General features: G+C 41.5%; 22 protein-coding genes. 2 read left to right on the top strand and 20 right to left on the bottom strand.

Annotation, left to right across the window (positions count from 1 at the left end; genetic code table 11):
* Positions 1-102: 102 nt before the first annotated feature.
* Entirely contained in the window at positions 103-1,998 is a 1,896-nt protein-coding gene (locus KBU52_RS00380) for a sucrose-specific PTS transporter subunit IIBC (RefSeq protein ID WP_254723948.1), read from the bottom strand.
* 365 nt (positions 1,999-2,363) lie between these two features.
* On the opposite strand from KBU52_RS00380, the gene KBU52_RS00375 reads away from it, so the two are divergent.
* Both KBU52_RS00375 and KBU52_RS00370 read left to right on the top strand, forming a co-directional pair.
* Positions 2,364-3,818 (top strand): sucrose-6-phosphate hydrolase, encoded by a 1,455-nt coding sequence (locus tag KBU52_RS00375; protein WP_254723947.1) that lies wholly within the window; start codon positions 2,364-2,366, stop codon positions 3,816-3,818.
* On the top strand, positions 3,799-4,764 hold the full coding sequence (locus KBU52_RS00370) for a LacI family DNA-binding transcriptional regulator (RefSeq protein WP_006153865.1): 966 nt from the start codon (positions 3,799-3,801) through the stop codon (positions 4,762-4,764). Before KBU52_RS00375 ends, KBU52_RS00370 begins: the two co-directional genes overlap by 20 nt.
* Before the next feature lie 35 nt (positions 4,765-4,799).
* Here the strand turns inward: KBU52_RS00370 and KBU52_RS00365 are convergent, their stop codons facing one another.
* From KBU52_RS00365 to KBU52_RS00275, 19 genes are all read right to left on the bottom strand, one after another.
* Positions 4,800-6,074, bottom strand: coding sequence for a hydroxymethylglutaryl-CoA reductase, degradative (locus KBU52_RS00365; RefSeq protein ID WP_254723946.1), 1,275 nt, complete (start codon positions 6,072-6,074; stop codon positions 4,800-4,802).
* On the bottom strand, positions 6,074-7,246 hold the full coding sequence (locus tag KBU52_RS00360) for a hydroxymethylglutaryl-CoA synthase (RefSeq protein ID WP_254723945.1): 1,173 nt from the start codon (positions 7,244-7,246) through the stop codon (positions 6,074-6,076). Before KBU52_RS00360 ends, KBU52_RS00365 begins: the two co-directional genes overlap by 1 nt.
* Before the next feature lie 162 nt (positions 7,247-7,408).
* Positions 7,409-7,858: a threonine/serine exporter family protein gene (locus tag KBU52_RS00355; RefSeq protein ID WP_254723944.1), complete on the bottom strand. Its 450-nt coding sequence runs from the start codon at positions 7,856-7,858 to the stop codon at positions 7,409-7,411.
* Position 7,859: 1 nt separating this feature from the next.
* Positions 7,860-8,618: a threonine/serine exporter family protein gene (locus KBU52_RS00350; protein WP_036759238.1), complete on the bottom strand. Its 759-nt coding sequence runs from the start codon at positions 8,616-8,618 to the stop codon at positions 7,860-7,862.
* Between the two features lie 85 nt (positions 8,619-8,703).
* Entirely contained in the window at positions 8,704-10,590 is a 1,887-nt protein-coding gene (gene pknB / locus KBU52_RS00345; RefSeq protein WP_036759240.1) for a Stk1 family PASTA domain-containing Ser/Thr kinase, read from the bottom strand.
* Positions 10,587-11,324, bottom strand: coding sequence for a Stp1/IreP family PP2C-type Ser/Thr phosphatase (locus KBU52_RS00340; RefSeq protein WP_036759242.1), 738 nt, complete (start codon positions 11,322-11,324; stop codon positions 10,587-10,589). Before KBU52_RS00340 ends, pknB begins: the two co-directional genes overlap by 4 nt.
* A 15-nt stretch (positions 11,325-11,339) precedes the next feature.
* Positions 11,340-12,653, bottom strand: coding sequence for a 16S rRNA (cytosine(967)-C(5))-methyltransferase RsmB (gene rsmB, locus KBU52_RS00335; protein WP_036759345.1), 1,314 nt, complete (start codon positions 12,651-12,653; stop codon positions 11,340-11,342).
* Entirely contained in the window at positions 12,646-13,581 is a 936-nt protein-coding gene (fmt, locus tag KBU52_RS00330; RefSeq protein WP_254723943.1) for a methionyl-tRNA formyltransferase, read from the bottom strand. The genes rsmB and fmt overlap by 8 nt, the downstream gene beginning before the upstream one ends.
* An 11-nt stretch (positions 13,582-13,592) precedes the next feature.
* Complete coding sequence (locus KBU52_RS00325) at positions 13,593-15,983, bottom strand: primosomal protein N' (protein WP_254723942.1); 2,391 nt, start codon at positions 15,981-15,983, stop codon at positions 13,593-13,595.
* An 84-nt stretch (positions 15,984-16,067) separates the two neighbouring features.
* Complete coding sequence (gene rpoZ / locus KBU52_RS00320; RefSeq protein WP_004251389.1) at positions 16,068-16,382, bottom strand: DNA-directed RNA polymerase subunit omega; 315 nt, start codon at positions 16,380-16,382, stop codon at positions 16,068-16,070.
* A 24-nt stretch (positions 16,383-16,406) separates the two neighbouring features.
* A complete protein-coding gene (gene gmk, locus KBU52_RS00315) occupies positions 16,407-17,033 on the bottom strand; it encodes a guanylate kinase (protein WP_000775049.1) in 627 nt (208 codons plus the stop codon).
* A gap of 136 nt (positions 17,034-17,169) precedes the next feature.
* Positions 17,170-18,783, bottom strand: a complete 1,614-nt coding sequence (locus tag KBU52_RS00310; protein ID WP_004251393.1) for a ribonuclease Y — start codon at positions 18,781-18,783, stop codon at positions 17,170-17,172.
* Positions 18,784-18,998: 215 nt separating this feature from the next.
* On the bottom strand, positions 18,999-19,253 hold the full coding sequence (locus tag KBU52_RS00305) for a Txe/YoeB family addiction module toxin (protein WP_250307520.1): 255 nt from the start codon (positions 19,251-19,253) through the stop codon (positions 18,999-19,001).
* Positions 19,254-19,256: 3 nt separating this feature from the next.
* Complete coding sequence (locus tag KBU52_RS00300; RefSeq protein ID WP_254723941.1) at positions 19,257-19,511, bottom strand: type II toxin-antitoxin system Phd/YefM family antitoxin; 255 nt, start codon at positions 19,509-19,511, stop codon at positions 19,257-19,259.
* 134 nt (positions 19,512-19,645) lie between these two features.
* Complete coding sequence (locus tag KBU52_RS00295) at positions 19,646-20,743, bottom strand: nucleotidyltransferase (RefSeq protein ID WP_254723940.1); 1,098 nt, start codon at positions 20,741-20,743, stop codon at positions 19,646-19,648.
* A gap of 9 nt (positions 20,744-20,752) precedes the next feature.
* Entirely contained in the window at positions 20,753-21,493 is a 741-nt protein-coding gene (locus tag KBU52_RS00290; protein WP_254723939.1) for a class I SAM-dependent methyltransferase, read from the bottom strand.
* 287 nt (positions 21,494-21,780) lie between these two features.
* Positions 21,781-22,134 (bottom strand): ribosome silencing factor, encoded by a 354-nt coding sequence (gene rsfS, locus KBU52_RS00285; RefSeq protein ID WP_254723938.1) that lies wholly within the window; start codon positions 22,132-22,134, stop codon positions 21,781-21,783.
* Positions 22,135-22,728, bottom strand: a complete 594-nt coding sequence (gene yqeK / locus KBU52_RS00280; protein ID WP_254723937.1) for a bis(5'-nucleosyl)-tetraphosphatase (symmetrical) YqeK — start codon at positions 22,726-22,728, stop codon at positions 22,135-22,137.
* Positions 22,728-23,357 (bottom strand): nicotinate-nucleotide adenylyltransferase, encoded by a 630-nt coding sequence (locus tag KBU52_RS00275; protein ID WP_248035257.1) that lies wholly within the window; start codon positions 23,355-23,357, stop codon positions 22,728-22,730. Before KBU52_RS00275 ends, yqeK begins: the two co-directional genes overlap by 1 nt.
* Positions 23,358-23,380: the final 23 nt, after the last annotated feature.

The raw sequence follows: 23,380 nt of genomic DNA, 5'->3' as shown, positions 1-23,380 counted from the left end.
TTCCCATAAGGAAAATTACTCTATATTTTAGTTTTTTCTCTGTAAATTTTACCATTCAAGCAAAAACGAACAAACATGACATTTGTTCGTTTTTTTGATTTATTAAGCTTTAACTTCGATGATTGCGTCACCCTTAGCAACTGATCCAGAAGCAACTGGATTTACTGAAGCAAAGTCTGCAGTGTTTGTTACGATAACCATAGTAGTGTTATCAAGTCCTGCAGCAGCAATCTTAGCTGAGTCAAATGTTCCAAGAACATCTCCAGCTTTAACCTTGTCACCTTGAGCAACTTTATGGTTGAAGCCTTCACCGTTCATTGAAACAGTATCGATACCAACGTGAATTAAGATTTCAGCACCGTTAGCTGTTCTCAATCCATAAGCATGGCCAGTTGGGAAGACGATTGTCACTTCAGCATCAGCTGGTGCATAGACAACATCTTGACTAGGTTTCACGGCGATTCCTTGTCCCATAGCTCCGCTTGAGAATACTGGGTCATTCACATTTGAAAGAGCAACAACGTCACCAACGATTGGTGTTTGGATGACACCTTCGCTAAGTGAAACAAGATTACCAGTTACTGCTTCTTCTGTTAAACGGTCAGTTTCAGCTTCAGAAATTGCTCCTGCAACCTCTTCTACTTCATCTTCGTAACCAAACATGTAAGTAAGAGCAAAACCAAGTGCAAAGGATACAGCTACCATAAGAAGGTATTGTAGAAGTTGTCCATTCCCAATGTAAAGCATTGTACCAGGGATGACTGTGATACCATTACCAGTACCAGCAAGTCCAAGGATTGAAGCAAGTCCACCACCGACTGCACCAGCAATCAATGAAAGGAAGAAAGGCTTACGGAAACGCAAGTTAACCCCGAAGATAGCAGGCTCAGTAATACCTAGGAAGGCAGAAAGAGCAGCTGGGAAAGCAAGTGTTTTAAGTTTAGGATTTTTAGTTTTCACACCAACGGCTACTGTCGCAGCACCTTGAGCAGTCATAGCTGCAGTAATGATAGCGTTGAATGGGTTAGCGTGGTCAGCAGCAAGCAATTGAACTTCAAGCAAGTTGAAGATGTGGTGAACACCTGATACGACGATCAATTGGTGAACTCCACCGATTAAGAAACCACCAAGACCGAACGGCAAGTTAAGGAGTGCTTTTGTTCCAAGAAGGATGTAGTTTTCAACAACGTGGAAGACTGGTCCGATAATAAACAAACCAAGAATTGACATGACCAAAAGTGTTACGAATGGTGTTACCAAGAGGTCAAGAACATCTGGAACAACCTTACGAACAGCTTTTTCAAATTTAGCTCCGACAACCCCGATGATGAAGGCTGGAAGAACAGAACCTTGCAAACCTACAACTGGAATAAATCCGAAGAACTGCATTGCAGTTACTTCACCACCAGAAGCAACAGCCCAGGCATTTGGAAGTGAGTCAGATACGAGCATCATACCAAGAACGATACCAACGGCTGGATTACCACCGAATACACGGAATGTTGACCAAACAACCAATCCTGGCAAGATAATAAAGGCTGTATCAGTCAAGATTTGAGTGTAAGTTGTCACATCTTCTGGAAGTGTCATCCCAAGAGCAGTCAAGAGACCACGAACACCCATGAAGAGACCAGTTGCTACGATAACTGGAATGATTGGTACGAATACGTCACCGAAAGTACGGATAGCACGTTGGAACCAATTCCCTTGTTTAGCAGCTTCTGCTTTCATATCTTCTTTAGAAGAAGTTGGCAAACCAAGAGCTACGACTTCATCGTACATCTTGTTTACTGTACCAGTACCAAAGATGATTTGGTATTGACCTGAGTTAAAGAAAGCACCTTGAACTTTTTCCAAGTTCTCGATAGCATCTTTGTTAATTTTCGCTTCATCTTTAACCATAACGCGAAGACGAGTCGCACAGTGAGCTACACTATTAACGTTCTCACGTCCACCTAAGGCTTCGATGACTTTTTTTGCAATTTCTGTATTCGTCATTTGCAAAAATCTCCTTATAAAAAAAATTTGTTCTTGTTTGAAAGCGATTTATTCGCCCTACGATTATTATTTTATCATCTTTCAAAAATATGTCAAGCGTTTTGCAGAAAAAAGTTTTTGATTGCTAAAGTTTTTGATAGTTTTTGCTACTTTCTTGATAAATTTCTCTTAAAATTGCTTATTATTATGTGTTTTTGTTTGTATCTTTTCAAAAACTTTCATATTTTCATTGATTTTCATAAAAACAGGTTTCTAATTATCTATCAATCGTTTGACATTTTTTTCTTAATTTTATGATAAAAGACTTGCTTTTTTAAAAGGAAACGTTTACTATAAAGATAGTAGAATTTATGGAGGGAATATAAATGGAATGGACTACCGAGCGTCGTTATAGACGCTATGAAGATTGGACACAAGAAGAAAGAAAAGAAATCCAAGAAAAGATGGCACAATCCCCATGGCACGCCAGCTATCACATTGAGCCAAAAGAAGGACTCCTTAATGATCCAAATGGCTTTTCTTATTTTGATGGCAAATGGGTTGTTTTTTACCAAAATTTCCCCTTTGGTGCAGCTCACGGTTTGAAATCTTGGGTTCAGCTTGAAAGCGACGACTTGGTTCACTTTACTGAAACAGGTGTAAAAATATTACCTGATACTCCTCTGGATAGCCACGGTGCTTACTCTGGATCTGCTATGCAGTTTGGCGATAACTTGTTCCTATTTTATACAGGAAATGTTCGTGACGAAAACTGGGTACGTCACCCTTATCAAATCGGTGCCTTAATGGATAAGGATGGAAAAATCGAAAAGATTGATAAAATCTTAATTGATCAACCAGCTGATGCTACTGACCACTTCCGTGATCCACAAATTTTTAACTTTAAAGGACAATACTATGCTATCGTCGGCGGTCAGGACTTGGAGAAAAAAGGATTTGTCCGTCTCTACAAAGCAGTCGATAACGATTATACAAACTGGCAAGAAGTTGGTGATTTGGACTTCAACAATGACCGTACTGCCTATATGATGGAGTGCCCAAATCTTGTCTTTGTCGGAGAACAACCTGTCCTTCTCTACTGTCCACAAGGTTTGGATAAAAAAGTTCTTGACTATGACAATATCTATCCAAATATGTATAAAATTGGTGCTTCCTTCGACCCTGAAAATGCTCGTTTGGTAGATGTGTCTGAACTACACAATATAGACTATGGTTTCGAAGCCTATGCCACTCAAGCCTTTAACGCTCCTGATGGACGTGCCTTAGCAGTAAGTTGGCTTGGTTTACCAGATGTTTCTTATCCATCTGATCGCTTTGATCACCAAGGAACTTTCTCATTGGTCAAAGAATTAACTATTAAAGATGGAAAACTCTATCAGTATCCTGTAGCAGCCATCAAGGACCTCCGTGCTTCAAAAGAGGAATTTTCAAATCGTTCTGAAACTAAGAACACCTACGAACTTGAACTAAACTTAGAGGCTAATAGCCAAAGTGAAATCATCCTTCTTGCTGATAAAGACTGCAAGGGGCTCTCTATCAATTTCGATCTTGTCAATGGCCAAGTAACCGTTGACCGCAGTCAAGCAGGTGAGCAATATGCTCAAGAATTTGGAACTACTCGCTCATGTCCAATTGATAACCAAGCCGCTACTGTAAATATCTTCATCGATAATTCAGTCTTTGAAATTTTCATTAATAAAGGAGAAAAAGTATTTTCTGGTCGTGTCTTCCCACATGAGAACCAAAATGGAATCGTGATTAAATCTGGAAACCCAACTGGAACTTACTACAAATTAGAATATGGTCGCAAAACTAACTGATGTCGCAAAATTGGCTGGCGTCAGCCCTACTACTGTTTCACGTGTCATCAACAAAAAGGGGTATCTTTCAGAAAAAACCATTCAAAAGGTTAATGATGCTATGCGTGAGCTGGGCTATAAACCCAATAACTTAGCTCGAAGTCTTCAAGGAAAATCAGCCAAGTTAATCGGTTTGATTTTCCCTAAAATCAGCCATGTGTTCTATGCTGAATTGATTGACAAATTGGAACACGAACTCTTCAAAAAAGGTTACAAGACCATCATTTGTAATAGTGAACACGATTCGGAAAAAGAACGTGAATACATCGAAATGTTGGAAGCCAATCAAGTGGACGGTATTATTTCTGGAAGTCATAACCTTGGGATTGAGGATTACAATCGCGTAACCGCTCCGATCATTTCATTTGACCGTAACCTATCACCAGACATACCTGTCGTTTCTTCTGACAACTATGCTGGTGGTGTCCTAGCCGCTCAGACCTTGGCTAAAACTGGAGCCAAATCTATTATCATGATTACAGGAAATGACAATTCCAATTCACCAACTGGACTTCGTCATGCTGGTTTTGCTTCTATCTTACCAAAGGCTCCTATTATCAATGTTTCCAGTGACTTTTCTCCCCTTCGTAAGGAAATGGAAATTAAAAATATCCTGACCAAACAAAAACCAGATGCAATTTTCGCATCGGATGATTTGACAGCCATCTTGGTGATGAAGATCGCTCAGGAACTTGGTATTTCTGTTCCAGAACAACTTAAGGTTATTGGCTACGACGGAACTTATTTTATCGAGAATTTTTATCCTCACCTTACTACCATTAAACAACCCTTGGAAGAAATTGCTCGCCTGACAGTTGATTTACTCCTTCAAAAAATCGAGGGAAAAGAAGTTGCCACGACTGGTTATTTCTTACCAGTTAGTCTCTTACCAGGTAAAAGTATTTAAACAAAAAACTCGGACTGAATCAGTCTGAGTTTTTCTTATAATCTTAATTTTTTCAAGAGTGTTTGGGCTTTTTCTAAATTAAAAGTTTTTTCAGCAATCAAGCTTTCTACCAACTTAGGCACTTCAGCCTCTGTGGCTCCTGCAAGGAGGGCTAGTGACTTCGCTTGAAGTTTCATGTGTCCATGCTGAATTCCTGTGCTGACAAGAGCTTTAAGAGCTGCAAAGTTTTGTGCAAGACCAATTGACACGATAATTTGAGCCAAATCCTTAGCTGATGGATGACCTAGCAACTCACGGCTGAGAACTACACGAGGATTAAGACCAATTGATCCACCCTTGGTAGCAACTGGCATCGGCATAGTCAGCTCTCCTATTAGCTCTTCTGTTGCCAAATCCATCGTCCAACGACTGAGACCTCGATAAGCACCATCATGACTGGCATAGGCATGCGCTCCCGCTTCGATGGCACGCCAATCATTTCCAGTAGCAATCAAGAGAGCATCGATTCCATTAAAGATTCCCTTGTTGTGAGTAGCTGCTCGATAAGGATCTGCTTGAGCAAACTGGCTGGCTAAAACCATTTTTTCTGCTAGTTCACGCGCTTCATCCTTCTGGCGACTCAAATAACGAAAGGCAATCCGACAAGTTGCAGTTACTAGAGAATCTGTTGCATAGTTGGATAGAATTCCCATTAAACTTTGCCCTTGACTTAGAGCCTCTAAGCTAGGTTTTAAAGCCTCAAGCATGGTATTGAGCATATTAGCTCCCATGGCTTCCTGAGTATCCACATGGAGATAAACCACTAAAAAGTCAGCCTCACCAGAAATTTTCTCAACTGTTAGCTCTCTGGCTCCACCACCACGTTTGACAATAGATGGATAGGCTTGGTTTGCTTGTTCGAGTAGCTCTGCCTTCTGACTCAAAATAACCTGACATGCTTTATCCCTATCTGGAACCTGATAAAGAGCTACTTGACCAATCATTTGGCGTTGATGAACCTGAGCAGTAAAGCCACCCGCACGTTTGATAATCTTACTAGCAAAACTAGCCGCAGCAACGACAGATGGTTCTTCTGTTACATAAGGAACGGTGTACTCTTGACCATTTACCAACATTTCTGGAACTACTGAGTAGGGTAGTGAGAAGGTCCCCACTACATTTTCACTCAGTTGGTCCGCAACTGCTATACTAAGCTTTTCATTTTGCTCAAGACTTTCTTTGGCTTCCATAGAAGTAAGCGCCTGAGACTTAACAAGCTCTAGGCGCTCTTGAATTGATTTTTTATCAAATCCATTCCAATTTTTTTTCATTATTTTTCAACCTTGCTGTAGCGACGCTGGTGTTCTACAATCTCAACCAGAGCATAGTCTTGTCCCTCATATCCTGACATGGTTGCAGAACCTGACTCATCCAAGTTTGCTTCCTCAAAGAAGATTCGTTCATAATCAGCTACGCTCAATGCTTGACGCTGGTCTAGCAATTCTAAGCGATTTTTCTGCAATTGCTGTTCATAGCCTTCAACCAATTCCACACTGAAGAACTCAGATACAGCACCACTTCCGTAGCTATAGAGAGCAAGCTTGTCCCCTGCTTTTAGACTATCAGAATTTTCAAGAAGAGACAAGAGTCCTAAAAAGAGTGAACCCGTATAGATATTCCCAACCTTTTGGCTGTAAATAATGGACTCATCAAAGTGTTTTTGAAGTAAATCTTTTTTCTCTTGAGGTAGAGATTTATCAAGGATTTTTTTCAATCCCTTGAGAGCTAGCTTTGGATAAGGCAAATGGAAACAAATAGCTTCAAAATCATTCAAGTCGCAATCATAACGCTTTTGGTACTCTTCCCAAGTCGTTTTTAAGCTATCCAAATACTGCTGTGTTGAGTAGACTCCATTTACAAATGGTGTCGTTGAATAATTTGGACGCCAAAAGTCCATGATATCACGAGTCTGCGCAACGTTATCGTTGTTGAAGACCATAACACGTGGATTTTGACTAATCAACATGGCAACACAACCTGCTCCTTGAGTTGGTTCCCCAGGAGTTTCGACACCATATTTTGCAATATCACTAGCTAGTACCAAGACTTTTGATTTAGGAGAATTTTCTACGTGTAACTTAGCATAGTGAAGGGCCGCAGTCGCACCATAGCAAGCTTCTTTGATTTCAAAACTACGAGCAAAAGATTGAATTCCAAGCAAACCGTGTACAAAAACCGCAGCCGCCTTACTTTGATCGACTCCAGATTCTGTCGCTACGATAACCATATCAATCTCTTGCTTCTCTTCTTCAGTCAAGATAGAATTTCCTGCACTGGCAGCCAAGGTAACAATATCCTCTGTTAAAGGAGCAATACTCAATTCTTTTAAAAGGAGTCCTTTACTCAATTTTTCAGGATCAGTTCCTCGAGCTTCTGCTAAATCTTGTAATTTCAAAACGTATTGACTGGTCGCAAAACCAATCTTATCAATACCGATTGTCATATTTACCTCTATTTTTATCATTCATTGTAAAAATTCGTTCACCTCTATTTTATCACAATTGAGGTCAAATGAGCGAAAAAAGACTTGATTCCCCAAATCAAGTTCATTTCTATCGTCGTACTCCTATTTTTTCAGCCACTCTACCCACGAAAAAATCGAGACTTAGCTAGCTCGATTCTTTTTGAGATAATAATACAATTTCAACACAACTGTTCCACTTGCCATTCCAATTGAGATAACGAGAGCCAACATCATGACCAACATGGCACTGGCAATGGCGTTTTTATAGTCGCCTGTCACAAAAAATGAAGTCGTTCGATAGGACAGATAACCTGGTACTAGTGGTGCCAATATAGCCAGAGCAAAAACAACTGCTGGTGTCTTATAGAGGATACTCATAATCTGGCTGACACAAGAACCAATTACCGCGGCAATAAAGGTTGCCAAAATAACATTGGTTGGTTCTTTGAGTAGCAGATAGAGCAGCCAGATAGACATTCCCAAAACACCACCAGGAATGAGCATGGAACGTTGGACGTTTAAAACGATTAAAAAAGTGATAATAGCTAGCAGACTAGCTAAAGCCTGCAATAAAAATGTTGTTAGAGTCATATTAGTTCATGAGTAAGAGGGCGACAGAGGTGCCTGCCCCTAAGGCAAGGGTAACCAGCAAGGATTCAAACATCTTGCTCATACCAGAGTTAATGTGATTGGTCATAATATCTCGAACAGCATTGGTCAGGGCAATTCCCGGTACAAAAGGCATGACCGCACCTGCAATGACCAAATCAGCTGTAGAAGGAAAGCCAGAATAGCGCGCCCAAAATTGTGCAATCAAACCAAAAACAAGAGCACCTGCAAAAGCTGTCATAAAGGGAATACGGATAAATTTTTCTACGTAAAGAGAACAGGTGAAAGCAAATATGGTTGCCACTCCTGCACCAATGGCATCGTAGACATTCCCCCCGAACATGATAGAGAAGAAGGGAGCACTAAGGGTCGCTGCAGCAGTTAGCTGAACATTGGTATATGGTGAGGGCTTAGCATTTAATTGCTTAAGTTGAATAAAGGCTGTCTCCAAATCAAGCTGCCCTGATACAAGCTGCCGTGAAATCTGGTTGACATCACACACCTTCTCAATATTATAAGCAGAGGAGGTTACTCGTTTCATTCGAGAGATATTTGTATTTTCAATGGAGAAAAAAATAGCTGCAGGCATGGCCAAAACATTACAATCCATGATGCCTTGTGAATGAGCAATTCGAATCATGGTGTCTTCGACACGATAGATTTCAGATCCATTTCGAAGCAGAATTGTTCCTGCTAACATAATGACATCAATGACTGCATTCAGTTTTTTTGATTCGTCCATCTTCCCCTCCTTTTTAAACTCCTTTTATTTTATCATAAATTTTAAGGAAAAAAAACTTTGTCACAAAAACTGTGACAAAGATTGATTAGTTATCACCATTATGGTTCTCCGACTGATTATTCGATGACGGAGATGACGGTGCTGTCGTAGTTTGAGGTTCTCTAATCTGTGGTGATGTCTCTCCACGATATGGATTTCCTTGTGAAGGATTTGTTGTCGTTGTTGTAGTTTTCGGTTTGTAGATAGAAATTTTGATACGAGTTGTATTCAAATCTACACCTTCACCTGGTTTTGGACTCTGACTAACCACAGTATCCTCAATAGTCCCTTCTGGTGCTGTAGAGACCTCTACCACTTCAATATTCGCCTCTTTAACACCGACTATCTGAATCAAGTTGTTCTTGGTAAATTCAAGGCTTGATCCAATATAACTTGGCATAGGAACGCTAGTTACCTTCTTGGCTACTGTCAAGGTAATCTCTGTCGCCTTACTAAGATCATAAGTGGTTCCTTCTGGTAGACTCTGTCTCATAACAAGTCCTGCCTCTGTTTCACTTGATTCTTCTTCTACAACCTTGATGAGATTTTCAGGAACTTTTTTCCCTTTCAACTCTGCAATGACGTCTGTAGAATTGCGTCCAATATAATTTCCAATCTTAAATGATTGCTGACCTGAAGAGATAATGAGATTGACTTTAATACCTTCTTTACGAGACGAACCAGCATCTGGATCCGTTCGAATCACTCGGCCTTCTTCTACCGTATCACTAGCTTCAGACTTTTCCTCGCCAATTTCAAAATTAGCTTTTTTAAGTTTTTCCTTAGCTTCTGCTACAGTTTGTCCAGCAACATTTGGAATTTCAACAGTTGCTGGTGTTTTGGATACTATCCAAAAGAGAGAAGCCAAAACAAGTATAAAGCTAGCCAAAAGCACCAAATACCTCGCTTTAAAACGACGTTTCTTGACTGGTTTTGCAACAGTTTCTTTACTAGTTGCCTTTTGAGTCGGCTTTTGGTTCTGAGGACTTTCTTCCTTTGGTTGCACTTTAGGAATCGCTGTTAAAGTAGATTGTGAAATTTTCGGTAAGGTTTTTGTGTCAACTTTACTTGTATCTTCAAATACCAGCTTTGGTTCATTTCGACGGTTATAAGAAAGACTGCTCAATAAGTCAACATACATCTCTGAGACAGTTTGATAACGGTCTGTCAACTTTTTAGCTGTCGCTTTTATAACTACGTTTTCCAAGGATTGTGGCACTGATGGGTTTTCTGCAATGACCGAAGGAAGTGGTTTTTGGAAATGCTGAAGTGCAATCGTAACAGCACTATCTCCATCATATGGAATATGACCTGTCAACATTTCGAAAAAGATAATTCCCATTGCATAAATATCACTCTGTATGGTCGCCTTAGAACCACGCGCCTGCTCAGGTGATAGATAGTGAACAGAACCCAACATGGAGTTGGTCTGTGTCAAACTGGTTTCTGCAAAGGCCACTGCAATCCCAAAGTCAGTAACTTTTGCAGTTCCATCAGGAGTCAAGAGTATATTTTGAGGTTTTAAATCACGGTGAATAATCCCCTTTGCATGCGCCAAACGCATAGCCAAGAGAATTTGCCCCATGATACGAACAGCTTCCTCGTTTGATAGAGGGTGGTGTTCTTTAATATAACGTTTGAGGTCAAGCCCAGCTACATATTCCATAGCTAGATATTGTTGACCGTCTTCTTCACCGATATCCGTAATTCGAACGATATGAGGATGATCTAGGTCCGCCATCGCACGTGCTTCACGCTGAAAACGTGCAACAGCGATTGGATCCGTTTGGTAGTTGGTCCTCAGGACCTTCACCGCTACCTCTTCCCCATCCAGAATCAAATCTTTGGCCAGGTAGACATCTGCCATCCCACCACGGCCAATTTGTTTGATAATCCGATATCGTCCGGCAAATATCTTGCCGATCTGGATCATTTTGATTCCTCCTCAATCGCAATCAAGGCAACAGTAATGTTATCAAGCCCTCCGGCATTGTTTGCAAAACGTACTAAGGTTGCCGCCTTGTCTTCAAGTGAAATATCACTTGTCACGATGTCATAGATTTCACTTCCTGAAATCATATTCGTGAGACCATCACTGTTCATAACGATATAGTCACCAGGTTCCAAGCTTACAATCCCTAAATCAGGTTGAATCTCATCTTTTTGTCCAATAGACTGGGTGATGATATTTTTTTGTGGATGCGCTTCAGCTTCTTCAGGTGTTAATTGACCTGCCTTGAGCAATTCATTCACCAAAGAATGGTCACTCGTTAATTGATGGTATTCTTCACCACGAACTAATCCGATACGAGAATCGCCAATATGAGCATAGATGGCTTGGTTATCAATAATTGCAAGAGCTTCTAGAGTTGTACCCATTCCTTTATATGCTTCATCACGCCCCAATTGATAAATCTTTTGATTTTCAATTTCTAGGTGTTCTGCAAACCATTCACGAACTTCATTAACGGTATCGATCTGAGTATCTACCCAGGCAACACCTAAGTCCGTAACTGCCATCTCACTGGCAATATTACCTGCTCGGTGTCCTCCCATCCCGTCAGCCAAGATAATCATCGTACGACCGGCACGGTTGACAAAAAGATTGACATAGTCTTGATTATTTGTACGTTTCTGACCCACATCTGTTAATAATGAAATCTCCATTGTGTCAGTTCCTTCCTAATTGGATATCTTACGAAATTGGCTAATAAAGAATCCATCACTTCCGTACAATTCTGGAGTAATGAGGATACAGCCATCTTTTAGGATATCCTTGCATTCGTGTTCTAGTTTAACCTGCTCGAACTCTGGATGACTTTCTAAAAATGCTTGAACCACTTGAAAGTTCTCCTCAGAGACAATAGTGCAGGTACTATAAGTTATTATACCACCTTTACGTAGCGTTTGACAAACACTACCTAATATTTCCAACTGAATTTCCTGTAATGACGCGAAATCAGCAGTGTCTTTGTTGTATTTGATATCTGGTTTCCGACGCAATAGACCAATCCCTGAGCAAGGAGCATCAACAAGAATCTTATCAAATTGATCCTTACCAAAAAACTCATGAACCTTTCGGGCATCCAATTTTTGTGTTTGAACACGGTCTGCTACGCCTAAACGCTGGGCATTTTCTTGAATCAACGTGAGTTTATGGTCATAGAGATCCAGAGCTGTTATCTGACCTGTCGTGAGATAAGATGCCATATGGGCTGTTTTCCCACCTGGAGCTGCACAGGCATCCAAAACCTGCTCCTCTCCTTGTAGCTCTAGTGTTGGTGCAACCAGTTGACTAGACTCGTCCTGGATAGTAATAAGTCCTTCCGAAAATAAGTCATGACCCGCAAAATGCCCCTGCTCCTTGACCAGACCAGAAGCTGATAAAGCAGAATCACTTGCATCAAGCAAAGCTTTAATTTCCTCTTTTCGGCTCAAGTCCGTCACTCGAATACTAGCTTTGTTACGTTGTAAAAGACTTTCAAAAATCGCTTGCGCTCGCTCTTCGCCATACTCTTCCTTAAGCTTAGAAATCAACCAAACTGGCAAAGAGTAGGCGATAGAATCACGCTTGTTCTTACGTTTGATAACGGCAATATCTGGCAAACCTTCTCGCAAGATACGGCGCAAAACAGCATTGACTAGTTTTTCGCTACCTTTTTTACGAAGTTTTGCAATTTCTACCGCTTCATTGACCACTGCATGATCAGGAAGCTTATCCAAGTATTGGAGTTGATAGACGCTCATGAGAAGCAAAACATAGAGCCAGCTGTCTAGCTTGTCTCTATCCTCAATAAAGTGAGACAAATACCATTCCAAAGTTAGTTTACGAGCTACGGTTCCATAAACAAGCTCTGTCACCAAACCTTTGTCAGTTGCTGACAGTTGACTTCCCTTGAGGTGTTTATTTAAGGCGATATTGGAGTAGGCTTGATTGACAAAGACATCCTCTAGCACCTTTAAGGCTGAGTTTCTAGCCGTTTCTACTTTAGTCACCAAATCGTTCTCCTACAGCCAAACTTCGTCCAACACCGTTGAGGAAGGAAGCAATGTCCATTTTAGGTTTTCCTGCTGGTTGAACCTGTTTGAGAGATAGAGCTCCTTCTGCTGTTGCGACAATCAATTCTTTCTTACCGATGGAGAGTATCTCACCCGGATTCCCCTGACCTTCTACAGGCAAAGCCTCATAGATTTTGAAGCGTTCTCCCTTGAGGAAGGTATGAGCAACTGGCCATGGATTCATCCCACGGATTTGGTTGAAAAGTTGACGGTTGGTCTTGTTCCAGTCCAGTTTTTCCTCCTCTGGTTTAATATTTGGTGAGAAAGTTACTTGGCTTGGGTCTTGTGGTTGAGGCTGAATTTCACCAGCTATATAAGCAGGTAGAGTATCCAAAAGCAAATCACGCCCAACAATGGCCAATTTTTCAAACAAAGTTCCAACATTGTCCTCATCAGTAATGGGAATACTGCGACGAGAAATCATGTCTCCTGCATCCATTTCCTTGACCATTTCCATAATGGTTACTCCTGCTTCTTCATCACCTTGAATCAAGGCATAATGGATAGGAGCTCCACCACGGTGTTTGGGAAGGAGGGAGGCGTGAACGTTGACTGCAAAATCCATGCTATCAAGGAGTTTACTTGGGAGAAACTGTCCAAAAGCTGCAGTCACAATCCCGTCAGCTCCCAAATTCATGATAGCTTCCATTTCTGGACTACCTGATAATTTTTCTGGTTGGTAGATAGGTAGGTCTGCCTCTTTGGCAGCTTCTTTAACTGGGGTTTCCTGAATAACTTTTTTACGGCCGACAGCCCGGTCTGGCTGAGTCACAACCGCTACAATCTCGTAGCGGTCATCTGACAAAAGCCCCTTTAAAACAGTTGCTGAAAAATTGGGAGTTCCCATAAAGATTAGTTTTGTCATCTTTTCTCCTTCTATAAAAATTGTTGCGGTTCGTGGTCAATACTGAGACGAAGTTCGCTATTTTCACGTTCTTGAGTTAGGGCTAAGACCTGATTAAGGGTCGAAGCCAACTCATCTTCTAAACGGTATTTAATCAAAATTTGGTAGTGGTAGAGGTTATGAGTACGAGCGATAGGTTTTGGCGTCGGACCTAGAATTACACTAGCATCCGATAAACCTGACCGCAAAATCTCCATGACTTGATAAGCACGTCTAAGAACCTCTTCTTCTTTTTTATGAGATAAGGTGATTCCAATAGTAAAATAATAAGGTGGATAACCCAACTGACGTCTGATGCCCATTTCATAGGCATAGAAACCTTCGTAGTCCTGATCCTTGGCGAACCGAATGGCATAATGCTGAGGATTATAGGACTGAATCAAAACCTGTCCAGCCTTTTCAGCACGACCGGCGCGACCTGCCACCTGGGTCAAGAGTTGGAAGGTTCTCTCAGAAGAACGGAAATCAGGCAGGTTCAAGGCTGTGTCCGCATTGAGAACACCAACCAAGGTCACATTGGGAAAATCCAAGCCCTTGGCAATCATCTGGGTTCCTAGCAATATGTCCGCTTCACCATTGCCAAATTGTTCAAGTAAAGCTTGGTGACTGCCCTTTTTACGAGTTGTATCCACATCCATGCGTAGAATGCGTGCCTCTGGAAAGAGTTCCGCTAGCTCATCATAAGCCTTCTGTGTCCCCGTTCCATAATAGCGAATGCTACGACTCTGACAGTTTGGACAGACATGTGGAATTTCCTTCGTAAAACCACAATAATGGCAGTTCATAGTCTTAGTATCCATATGCAGCGTCAAGGAAATATCGCAGTTGGGACAGGTATCCACGGTCCCACATTCCCGGCACATGACAAAGCTAGAATAACCACGACGATTGAGCATGAGAACAACCTGCTCTTTTTTATCCAGCCGATCTTGAATGGCCTCAATCAGTGGTGGTGTAAAGTTTGATGTTTCATTCTGCCCGATGTAATCACGGAAATCAATCAGTTGAACCTCAGGAATACTTGCCAAAGGATTTGCCCGTTGAGTCAGACGTAGATGTTGATAAACACCCTTACCAGCACGCGCACGGCTTTCTAGACTCGGTGTTGCAGAACCAAGGACTAGGGCAGCTTGATTGTACTGGGCACGTAAAAGAGCCACATCTCTAGCATGGTAGCGAGGATTGCTATCTTGCTTATAACTAGCCTCATGCTCTTCATCAATAATGATAACACCTAAATTTTTCAAAGGTGCAAAAATAGCAGACCTGGCCCCAACAACTACCTGAGCATCTCCACGCTCCACCTTGCGCCACTCATCATACTTTTCACCATTGGACAAGCCTGAGTGGAGGATGGCAACTTGCTCACCAAAACGAGCAATAAAGCGCTCTGTCATTTGAGGTGTCAGAGAGATTTCCGGAACTAGAACAATCGCTGTTTTTCCCATATCCAAGGCACCTTGGATAATCTGTAGGTAAACCTCGGTTTTCCCACTTCCTGTGATTCCTTGAAGGAGAAATGGAGGGTGTTTCTTCCCAATCGCTCCAACAACCGCCTCACAGGCTAGTTTTTGCTCTGGGTTTAACTCTAAGGCTTGATTTGACTCGATTCCTTCAAAGTAGGCAGCTGAACGTTGTACTTCTTTTTGAAGGATCGTCAAAGCACCCTGTTCCACAAAGAAATTGATTTGTTGCCGAGAGTAATGTTCTAACAAAGCAGCCAAAGGAGTACTTTCTGGATGTGCTAATAAATAATCTCGCAGTTCCAATTTCTTCTTGGCACGGTTTGAGATTTCTAGCTTTTCTAATTTGTCAAGATTCACTTGAATCCAAGACTGTGTTTTAACCTTCTTCTGGTCTATAGCCTGATACTCTAACTTCAAAAGTCCTTTTCGAGTCAATCGCATCATCTCGGCCTGCTTTTTCAAATCAAGTGATGAAAATGCTAAGGACTCTTGCGAAGCGAATAAACGGTCTCTGTCTTTCTGACTCAAACCTTCCAGAGGATAGAGGATTTTATCATAGCTAGAATTCAAAAATCCCGGAAGCATAGCTTTTAGAATAGAAATCTTGTATGAAAAAACTGACTTACGTAGTTCTTCGGCCAGCCAGAGTTGCTCCTTCGTTAAGACAGGAGAAAAATCCAGCACTTCAGCAATTTCTTTCAAGTCTTCATCTGCCATTTCCGATTCTTGTTCCATTCCAAGAACAATTCCCTGAATCAAGCGATTGGCCTTCCCAAAAGGCACATGAACCCGCATACCAACTTCCAGCATGTCTTTAAATTCTTCAGGAATCTTGTAACTATAGGGTTGGTCAGTCTGCATCAAGGGAACATCCACAATAATTTTTGCAATAGCCATATCCTCACCTCCTTCTCTACTTAAATCGTTTCAATTGATTGAGTATTCTTGCAATAGAAAAAATAAGATTGAGTCCCCCCAACCTTAAATTTTTTCACCTTCTTCTTTTTCTTTCGCGATTTGCTCTTTGATTTTCTTTTCTTCTTCTTCTCTCAATCGTCTTTCTTCTTCGATACGACGACGAACAGCTTCGCGTTTCCCTTCTGGATCTGGGTGGATGGTTACATTCCCTGATTCAATTTCTTCCAAGGCACGAAGTGTAGATTTTTCAGATTTGAATTCTTGTGTTGGAGTTGCTCCAGCTTCTAATTCGTGAGCACGTTTTGCTTCCAAGATTACGAGTGAATATTTTGATGGTACCTTGTCAAGCAAGGTATCAATAGAGGGTTTAAGCATCATTTGTTTGTACCTGTTTTCTATAGTTTATCGAATAGTTGGAGACTTTGGTAGCATATCCTGGTAGTGACCGATGACACGATCGACGCGGAAATGTTCTGCTTCAATCACACGTTTAACACGTTCTGCAGCAAGAGGAACATGGTCATTGACAATAGCATAGTCATACTCACGCATCAAAGCAATTTCTTCTTTGGCTTTTTCAATACGCTGTGCAATCACTTCTGCGCTATCTGTACCACGACCAACGAGACGGTCTTGCAATTCTTCTAAATCTGGTGGTGTCAAAAAGATAAAGACAGCATCTGGAACTTTTTTCTTAACCTGAAGAGCTCCCTGCACTTCAATTTCAAGAAAGACATCGATTCCTTTATCAAGGGTTTCATTAACATAAGTCAGAGGAGTTCCATAGTAGTTACCCACATACTCTGCATACTCTAACATCTGTCCTTGACGGATCAATTCTTCAAATTCTTCACGCGTACGGAAGAAATAGTCAACTCCGTCTACTTCACCTGGACGTTGCGCCCGCGTTGTCATAGATACAGAATATTGGAATTGGTTTTCAGAACTCTCAAAAATTTCTCGTCTAACCGTTCCTTTTCCAACTCCTGAAGGACCTGAAAAAACGATTAGTAAGCCACGGTCTGCCATGATGTCTCCTTTGGATAGTTTGTGAAATGCTTTGGAAATTCATTCAGAATTCTCTTTGTGAAGGCATTTCTGCTTACTACAATCTTTCTATCTAGTGTAACAAAAAAGCAGTAATTTTTCAACTGCTCTTTCTTATTTATTTTGCATAATCAACTGCACGAAGTTCACGAATCACGGTTACCTTGATATTTCCTGGGTAATCGAGGTTGCTTTCGATTTTCTCACGAACTTTGTGAGCTAAGATTGTGACCTTGTCGTCCTTGATTTGACCTGGATTTACCATGATTCGGATTTCACGACCTGCTTGAAGGGCAAAGCTGTTTTGAACACCTTCAAAGCTATTAGCGATTTCCTCTAAATCATGGAGACGTTTGATGTAGCTTTCAAGTGATTCGCTACGAGCTCCTGGACGAGCTGCGCTTAAGGCGTCCGCCGCAGCAACGAGAACTGCAATCACACTTTCAGGCTCTACATCTCCGTGGTGACTAGCAATCGTGTTAATCACAACTGGATGCTCTTTGTACTTGCGAGCTAATTCAGTACCAATCTCAACGTGGCTACCTTCTACTTCTCGGTCAATGGCTTTACCAATATCGTGAAGGAATCCTGCACGGCGGGCAAGAGCTGCATTTTCACCAAGTTCGCTAGCCATAATACCAGCCAACTTAGCCACTTCGATTGAGTGACGCAAGACATTTTGTCCGTATGAAGTACGGAACTGCAAGCGACCCATGATTTTCATCAAGTCTGGGTGAAGGTTTGGTGCACCGATTTCATAGGCTGCAGCTTCACCATATTCACGAATTCTGTTATCAATTTCTTGACGGTTTTTCTCAACCAACTCTTCGATACGAGCTGGGTGAATTCGTCCATCCTTAAGCAAGGTTTCCATCGTCATACGGGCAATCTCACGGCGGATAGGATCGAAACCTGACAAGGTTACCACTTCTGGCGTATCATCAATGATGACATCGACCCCTGTCAAACTTTCAAAGGTACGGATATTTCGCCCTTCACGACCAATGATACGACCTTTCATGGTATCATCAGGCAGATGAACTGTAGAGTTGGTAGACTCAGCTACATACTCACCAGCAATTCTCTGCATCGCTTGGGACAGGATATCCTTAGCAAGCTTATCTGAACGTTCCTTGACTTCTTGCTCCGCCTCACGAATGCGGCTAGCAATTTCCTTGGTCAAGTCTTCTTCTGTTTGGGCTAAGATAATATCTTTTGCCTCTGACTGAGTCAGACTTCCGACACGCTCAAGTTCTGCTTGCTTTTGCTTTTCAATTTCCTCTAGTTGCTCTTCACGTGCATCAAGGTTTTTTGCTCTATCAGAAATACTTTGTTCTTTTTGTTCAAGTGTTTTTTCTTTGTTCGTCAAATTATCGTCTTTACGGTCAAGGCTCGTAGCTCTCTCCGTCAAACGACTTTCGATTTGCTTGAGTTCTTGACGCTCCGACTTAAATTCAGCGTCCACTTCTTCGCGGTATTTTCTGGCTTCCTCTTTAGCCTCCAATAGTGCTTCTTTTTTAAGGGATTTGCTTTCGCTCTTGGCTTCATTTAGTAATAAATCCGCTTCGCGCTCAGCTTGTCCTCGTAAATTAGTTGCTTCTTGTTCAGCATTTAAAAGCATCAACTCTGCAGCCTCTTGTGATGATTTCATCTTGACTGAGATGCTGACATATCCAATGACTAAACCAATGATGACGGCAAAAACAACTATAACAATTGTCATAATTTCCATGTTTTTACCTCAATTTATTTGTTTATCCGAATGACATGCATTCTTATACATTTTACCACAAAAAAATATTTTTAACAAACCTTAAATGGAAGTTATTATAGTTATTTTTAGGAGCAATATCTTCATTTTCCTTAGTAAAATAAGCTTCTTAAACCTAACTATTTTTTTAAAGAATTTTTTTCAAAAAAACTAAAAAAGCCTACCTCAAAGTAGACTTAGTAATGATCCTTAAAGGATAAGAAAGCGACGCTATCACCATCCATCATATAGATGATGCGATTTTCTGCATCAATGCGACGCGACCAAGCTCCTTGGTAATCATATTTGAGTGGTTCTGGTTTACCAATTCCTGTAAATGGATCACGTTGAATATCCTTGATTAATTTATTGATTCTTTTTAATGTTTTCTTATCTTGGTTTTGCCAATAGCAATAATCTGCCCAGGCATCTTCTGTAAACTTGAGTAGCATCCATTACTCCTCAATCTTATGAACTTGGGCCTGCCCTGCTCGAACTTGGGATATTCCTCGCAAGACCTTGTCAGAAAGCTCCTTATTCTGAGCAATTCTCAAGGTTTCTTGAATACTATCCCACTCGCTCTTTGAAAGGACTACAATGTCCTCGTCAGGATTTTTGTTGACAACTGTCAAAGGCTCAAACTCATCGTTTACCTTCTTCATGTAGTCTTTTAAATGATTTCGGAATGTTGAGTAAAGAACTGCTTCCATAACCATACCTCGTTTTACCTCTTTTCCATTATTATACATGAAAAGAATGAAATTGTCAGGAACTTGTACAAGATTTTTTTCTTTTCTATCTATTTATTCGAGATAGATCTAAAAAAGCCTACCTTTCAGTAGACTTAGTTTGTTTCGATTCTGATTGGCACTCGGCCGAAATTCTGTTCTGCTATACTAGGGTGTCCCAGTTGATAAATTTGATCTGACTTTTGTGTTATGGCATCCCAGGGTTCTTTACCGATTCGGCTGACGAGATTGACCTGCTCCTTGAGAGTTTTAAGGTGTTGTCTGCCTTTTTCGGTAAAACCAAGGACGTGAATACCTTCTGGTAAGTCACTTTCACTGACTTGCACCAAGATATAGGTCAAGAGGCGTCGCACACGCGCCTTGGTGTATCGTTTGGTAGCCACTATCTCGACTAATTCTTCCACAGACTGTGCTGTCTTTATAGCATCCTTGATACGCACCGCCATTTCTTGATTGACCTGATAAATAGTACTTAAATCTGGATTTGACAAGATTTGATAGCATAAAAGTGGAAAATAATTTCCCCAGCTCACCTTACTAGCATTTTCAAAGAGATTAACAGAAGGCATAAAGCGTTCTAAAAAATCTTGATCTGATTGATGCTGTCGGATAGCTGTCGCCGAAGCAAAATCCACATCCTTGTCCACAGAATGATAGCCTGCCCCCTGACGCTTGATTGGATGAAGTTTGATATCTCTTCCAGCAACTGCCTTGGCGTAGGCAAGAGCTAAGACATGATTGGGCGTATCACCCGAAAAATCAAGACCTGCAAAATCCTTCCACATAGCTTGGGTTTTCTGGGGATAAGAGAGAGAATCAGGCAGATTTTGCACAAATTTCTCCATCTCAGCACCACGCTCTGCATATAAATCAGCGATTTTCTGATAATCCAGAACTTCCTCTGTCCCAAAAGCTAGGCTATCAATTCCTAACTGTGCCAAGATATCTACTGCTCCTTGTCCAAAGAAATCCGCTGCTTGAACACTGACTAAGAAGGGCAATTCTACTACCAAGTCTGCCCCATTCTCCAGTGCCATCCGAGCCCGAGTCCACTTGTCCACGATAGCAGGCTCTCCTCGTTGCATAAAATTCCCAGACATAGCAACAATTTTCAGCCCTTTTGCCTGTTTTACCAGATATTTGTGGCCATTATGAAAGGGATTAAACTCCGCGATAATACCTGTGATGGTCATAGATTTCTCCTACTTCTGTGCCACAAAAAACCAACGTGTGCTGGTTTCTGTTGGATCCTTGTCCTCAAAGTCCGCATAGAGTTTGAAGGACTTGAAACCAGCCTGTTCCAGCAAAATATCATAGGTCAAGACTTCGTATGTACGTTCTTCATGCACCTCATCGTGACGACTAAAGGAACCGTCTGCTTCCTTGATAAAGAAAGTCAGTTCATGCACGATAGAGTGAGGGGCTTCGTCCTCATAGGTATCCCAAAGCATAGCAAAGTCTTCTGCATTTTCATGGTAAGAATAGCCTGGAAAAACTTCGTCAGTCTGGTAGGTCGAATGCACATCAAAGATAAAAACACCATCTTCATTGAGGGCATCATAGACTTCTTTAAAAACGTCCCCTACTTCCACCTCATCCTGCATGTAACAGATAGAGTCCGAATAGCAAGTGACAAAGTCATAAGTTCCTGCCTTGGACAAATCCAGCATATTGCCTTCAACAAAATCAATCTTTTGCTTGGCTGAAGTAGCTCTCTTCTCAGCAATCTTCAACATATCCGCACTCAAATCCAGTCCAGTCACATCAAAACCAGCCTGAGAAAAGCGAACAGACTGGATGCCTGTCCCACAAGCCAGCTCCAATAGTTTCTTTCTCTCCTTAGTCTTTGGCAAATGACGCAGGGAAAAATCCGTCCATTTATCGTATAAAGTATCGTCCATCACAGCATCATAAACAGCCGCAAAGGTTTCATAAGTCGCCATAAAACATGATACCAAGTCCGCCCGTAATCGGAATGAAAATTAGGAGCTTGACGATGGAGCCGAGCTCCAAGGAAGGCTATCTATTTTCCGACGATTACAGGACGGGTTCTAATCCTTTCTAAGATACAAAGAGCGTTAAAAGCTAAGAAAAAATAGGAAACTTTTTTCTCAAAGCTTTTAGCTCGTGTTCAGTTCTGAAATGAACAAAACACCACACTCTTACCTTTCTAACAATTCTCTTTTAAATTAAGTAAAGAAACTCAGTTGACTGCAACTGAGTTCATCTTCTATGCTAAGGCTTCTGAAATGTCTACAGAATTTGCCTCATGCCATAGTTTTTCCAGATTATAGTGAGCACGCATTTCTTCTGAAAAAATATGCACAACAACTCCACCGAGATCTAACAAAACCCAACCTCCAGCTGCATCGCCTTCTACATGGCTGCCTTTAAAGCCCGCTTGGGCTACTTTTTCACGGATATTTTCAGCGATAGCATCCAACTGACGGCTATTCATAGAGCTAGTGATAACAAAGTAGTCTGTCACACTGGTCAATTCTTGTACGTTAAGTGCGAGGATATCCTCCGCACGTTTCTCATCAGCCGCTTTCACGACTAGTTCTAATAATTCTTTTTCGTTCATTTAGTCCTCTTTCAAATAGTGCACAAAGGCGTTATAGGTTTCAAGGGTTTGGGGATAGATAGGAAATCCCTGGTGAGCTAAATGCTCCACAGTACGAGCTGTTTCGTAGGCCACAGCCCTATTGAGCGATTGCTCAGCAATCTCACGCGCCTGGTCCACTCCCGGAAAAGCACGATTGTGCTCGATGTAGTCTGCGACGTAGATAACCTTATCAAGGTCCGTCATCTGACCAGCTCCAACTGTATGAATTTCAATAGCTCGTAGGATTTCAGAATCTTGTAAATCCAAATCTTCCTGAATCTTGTATATACCGACCATGCCATGCCAGACATTATTGCCCCAGTTTTTAAGATCAGAGTCAAGTTGATAACGATCTATCAAGTCTAAAAATTCTTGATCTGATAGCTTTTTAGCATAGTCATGAAGGAGACCTGCCAAACCAGCTTTCTCAACATCCACACCAAAGCGCTGAGCCAATTCTATGGCTGCACGCTCTACACCCAGACAATGGGTTAAACGTTTTTCAGGTAGGAGCTCTGCCATTTTTTCCAACAATTCTTCACGCGAACAGTTGATATAGTCTTGGTATGCCATCAGTAAAGCCCTTCTTTCTCGATATAGTCTAGCACTGGTTTGGGTAGGAGAAAGTTAGGTGTTCGTCCTTGGGCGATGAAATCACGTACCATACTGGATGAAATATCCATAAGAGGCACATCCACCCAAATCACTGGATAAGAAGTCCCAGCCTTGTATCGTGGTCGCTGAACTCCTACAAACTGAACGAGGTCGACCAGTTCATCAATTCTATACCACTTAGGTAGATAGTCCACCATGTCGGCTCCGATAATGAAATAGTAATCTGTATCTGGATTCTTCTCTGTTAGAAGCTTCATGGTGTCGTAGGTGTAAGAAATCCCCTTACGCTCTAGCTCGATGGTCTCAATAGCTAGACCCTCAACCCCATCAATCGCCAATTCTAACATCTTGAGGCGATGGTGTTCAGGAATGGTTTCCTTTTTATCTACGTGAGGTGGTTGATATTCGGGCATGAGCAGAACCTGATCCAATCCCAACTGTTGGCGCACTTGATCTGCAACAATCAGATGGGCATTGTGAACAGGGTTAAAATTTCCACCCAAAATACCGACTTGTTTCCGCTTTTTATCCTTGATTTCTGGCTCTAACTCCACTTTTGTAAAGGGAGTTAATAATTCGATTGCCATAGGCTAATCTCCTTTAGTCTTCT

This window comes from Streptococcus sp. 9.1(2021) (genome assembly GCF_030466425.1).
GTDB lineage: Bacteria > Bacillota > Bacilli > Lactobacillales > Streptococcaceae > Streptococcus > Streptococcus wuxiensis.
This window is presented reverse-complemented; position numbering and strand designations above follow the sequence as displayed.

What these genes read in the sequence shown, in the direction of transcription:
- KBU52_RS00380 (WP_254723948.1), bottom strand. Translation starts at nt 1,998, where the DNA reads ATGACGAATACAGAAATTGCAAAAAAAGTCATCGAAGCCTTAGGTGGA.
- KBU52_RS00375 (WP_254723947.1), top strand. Translation starts at nt 2,364, where the DNA reads ATGGAATGGACTACCGAGCGTCGTTATAGACGCTATGAAGATTGGACA.
- KBU52_RS00370 (WP_006153865.1), top strand. Translation starts at nt 3,799, where the DNA reads ATGGTCGCAAAACTAACTGATGTCGCAAAATTGGCTGGCGTCAGCCCT.
- KBU52_RS00365 (WP_254723946.1), bottom strand. Translation starts at nt 6,074, where the DNA reads ATGAAAAAAAATTGGAATGGATTTGATAAAAAATCAATTCAAGAGCGC.
- KBU52_RS00360 (WP_254723945.1), bottom strand. Translation starts at nt 7,246, where the DNA reads ATGACAATCGGTATTGATAAGATTGGTTTTGCGACCAGTCAATACGTT.
- KBU52_RS00355 (WP_254723944.1), bottom strand. Translation starts at nt 7,858, where the DNA reads ATGACTCTAACAACATTTTTATTGCAGGCTTTAGCTAGTCTGCTAGCT.
- KBU52_RS00350 (WP_036759238.1), bottom strand. Translation starts at nt 8,618, where the DNA reads ATGGACGAATCAAAAAAACTGAATGCAGTCATTGATGTCATTATGTTA.
- pknB (WP_036759240.1), bottom strand. Translation starts at nt 10,590, where the DNA reads ATGATCCAGATCGGCAAGATATTTGCCGGACGATATCGGATTATCAAA.
- KBU52_RS00340 (WP_036759242.1), bottom strand. Translation starts at nt 11,324, where the DNA reads ATGGAGATTTCATTATTAACAGATGTGGGTCAGAAACGTACAAATAAT.
- fmt (WP_254723943.1), bottom strand. Translation starts at nt 13,581, where the DNA reads ATGACAAAACTAATCTTTATGGGAACTCCCAATTTTTCAGCAACTGTT.
- KBU52_RS00325 (WP_254723942.1), bottom strand. Translation starts at nt 15,983, where the DNA reads ATGGCTATTGCAAAAATTATTGTGGATGTTCCCTTGATGCAGACTGAC.
- rpoZ (WP_004251389.1), bottom strand. Translation starts at nt 16,382, where the DNA reads ATGATGCTTAAACCCTCTATTGATACCTTGCTTGACAAGGTACCATCA.
- gmk (WP_000775049.1), bottom strand. Translation starts at nt 17,033, where the DNA reads ATGGCAGACCGTGGCTTACTAATCGTTTTTTCAGGTCCTTCAGGAGTT.
- KBU52_RS00310 (WP_004251393.1), bottom strand. Translation starts at nt 18,783, where the DNA reads ATGGAAATTATGACAATTGTTATAGTTGTTTTTGCCGTCATCATTGGT.
- KBU52_RS00305 (WP_250307520.1), bottom strand. Translation starts at nt 19,253, where the DNA reads ATGCTACTCAAGTTTACAGAAGATGCCTGGGCAGATTATTGCTATTGG.
- KBU52_RS00300 (WP_254723941.1), bottom strand. Translation starts at nt 19,511, where the DNA reads ATGGAAGCAGTTCTTTACTCAACATTCCGAAATCATTTAAAAGACTAC.
- KBU52_RS00295 (WP_254723940.1), bottom strand. Translation starts at nt 20,743, where the DNA reads ATGACCATCACAGGTATTATCGCGGAGTTTAATCCCTTTCATAATGGC.
- KBU52_RS00290 (WP_254723939.1), bottom strand. Translation starts at nt 21,493, where the DNA reads ATGGCGACTTATGAAACCTTTGCGGCTGTTTATGATGCTGTGATGGAC.
- rsfS (WP_254723938.1), bottom strand. Translation starts at nt 22,134, where the DNA reads ATGAACGAAAAAGAATTATTAGAACTAGTCGTGAAAGCGGCTGATGAG.
- yqeK (WP_254723937.1), bottom strand. Translation starts at nt 22,728, where the DNA reads ATGGCATACCAAGACTATATCAACTGTTCGCGTGAAGAATTGTTGGAA.
- KBU52_RS00275 (WP_248035257.1), bottom strand. Translation starts at nt 23,357, where the DNA reads ATGGCAATCGAATTATTAACTCCCTTTACAAAAGTGGAGTTAGAGCCA.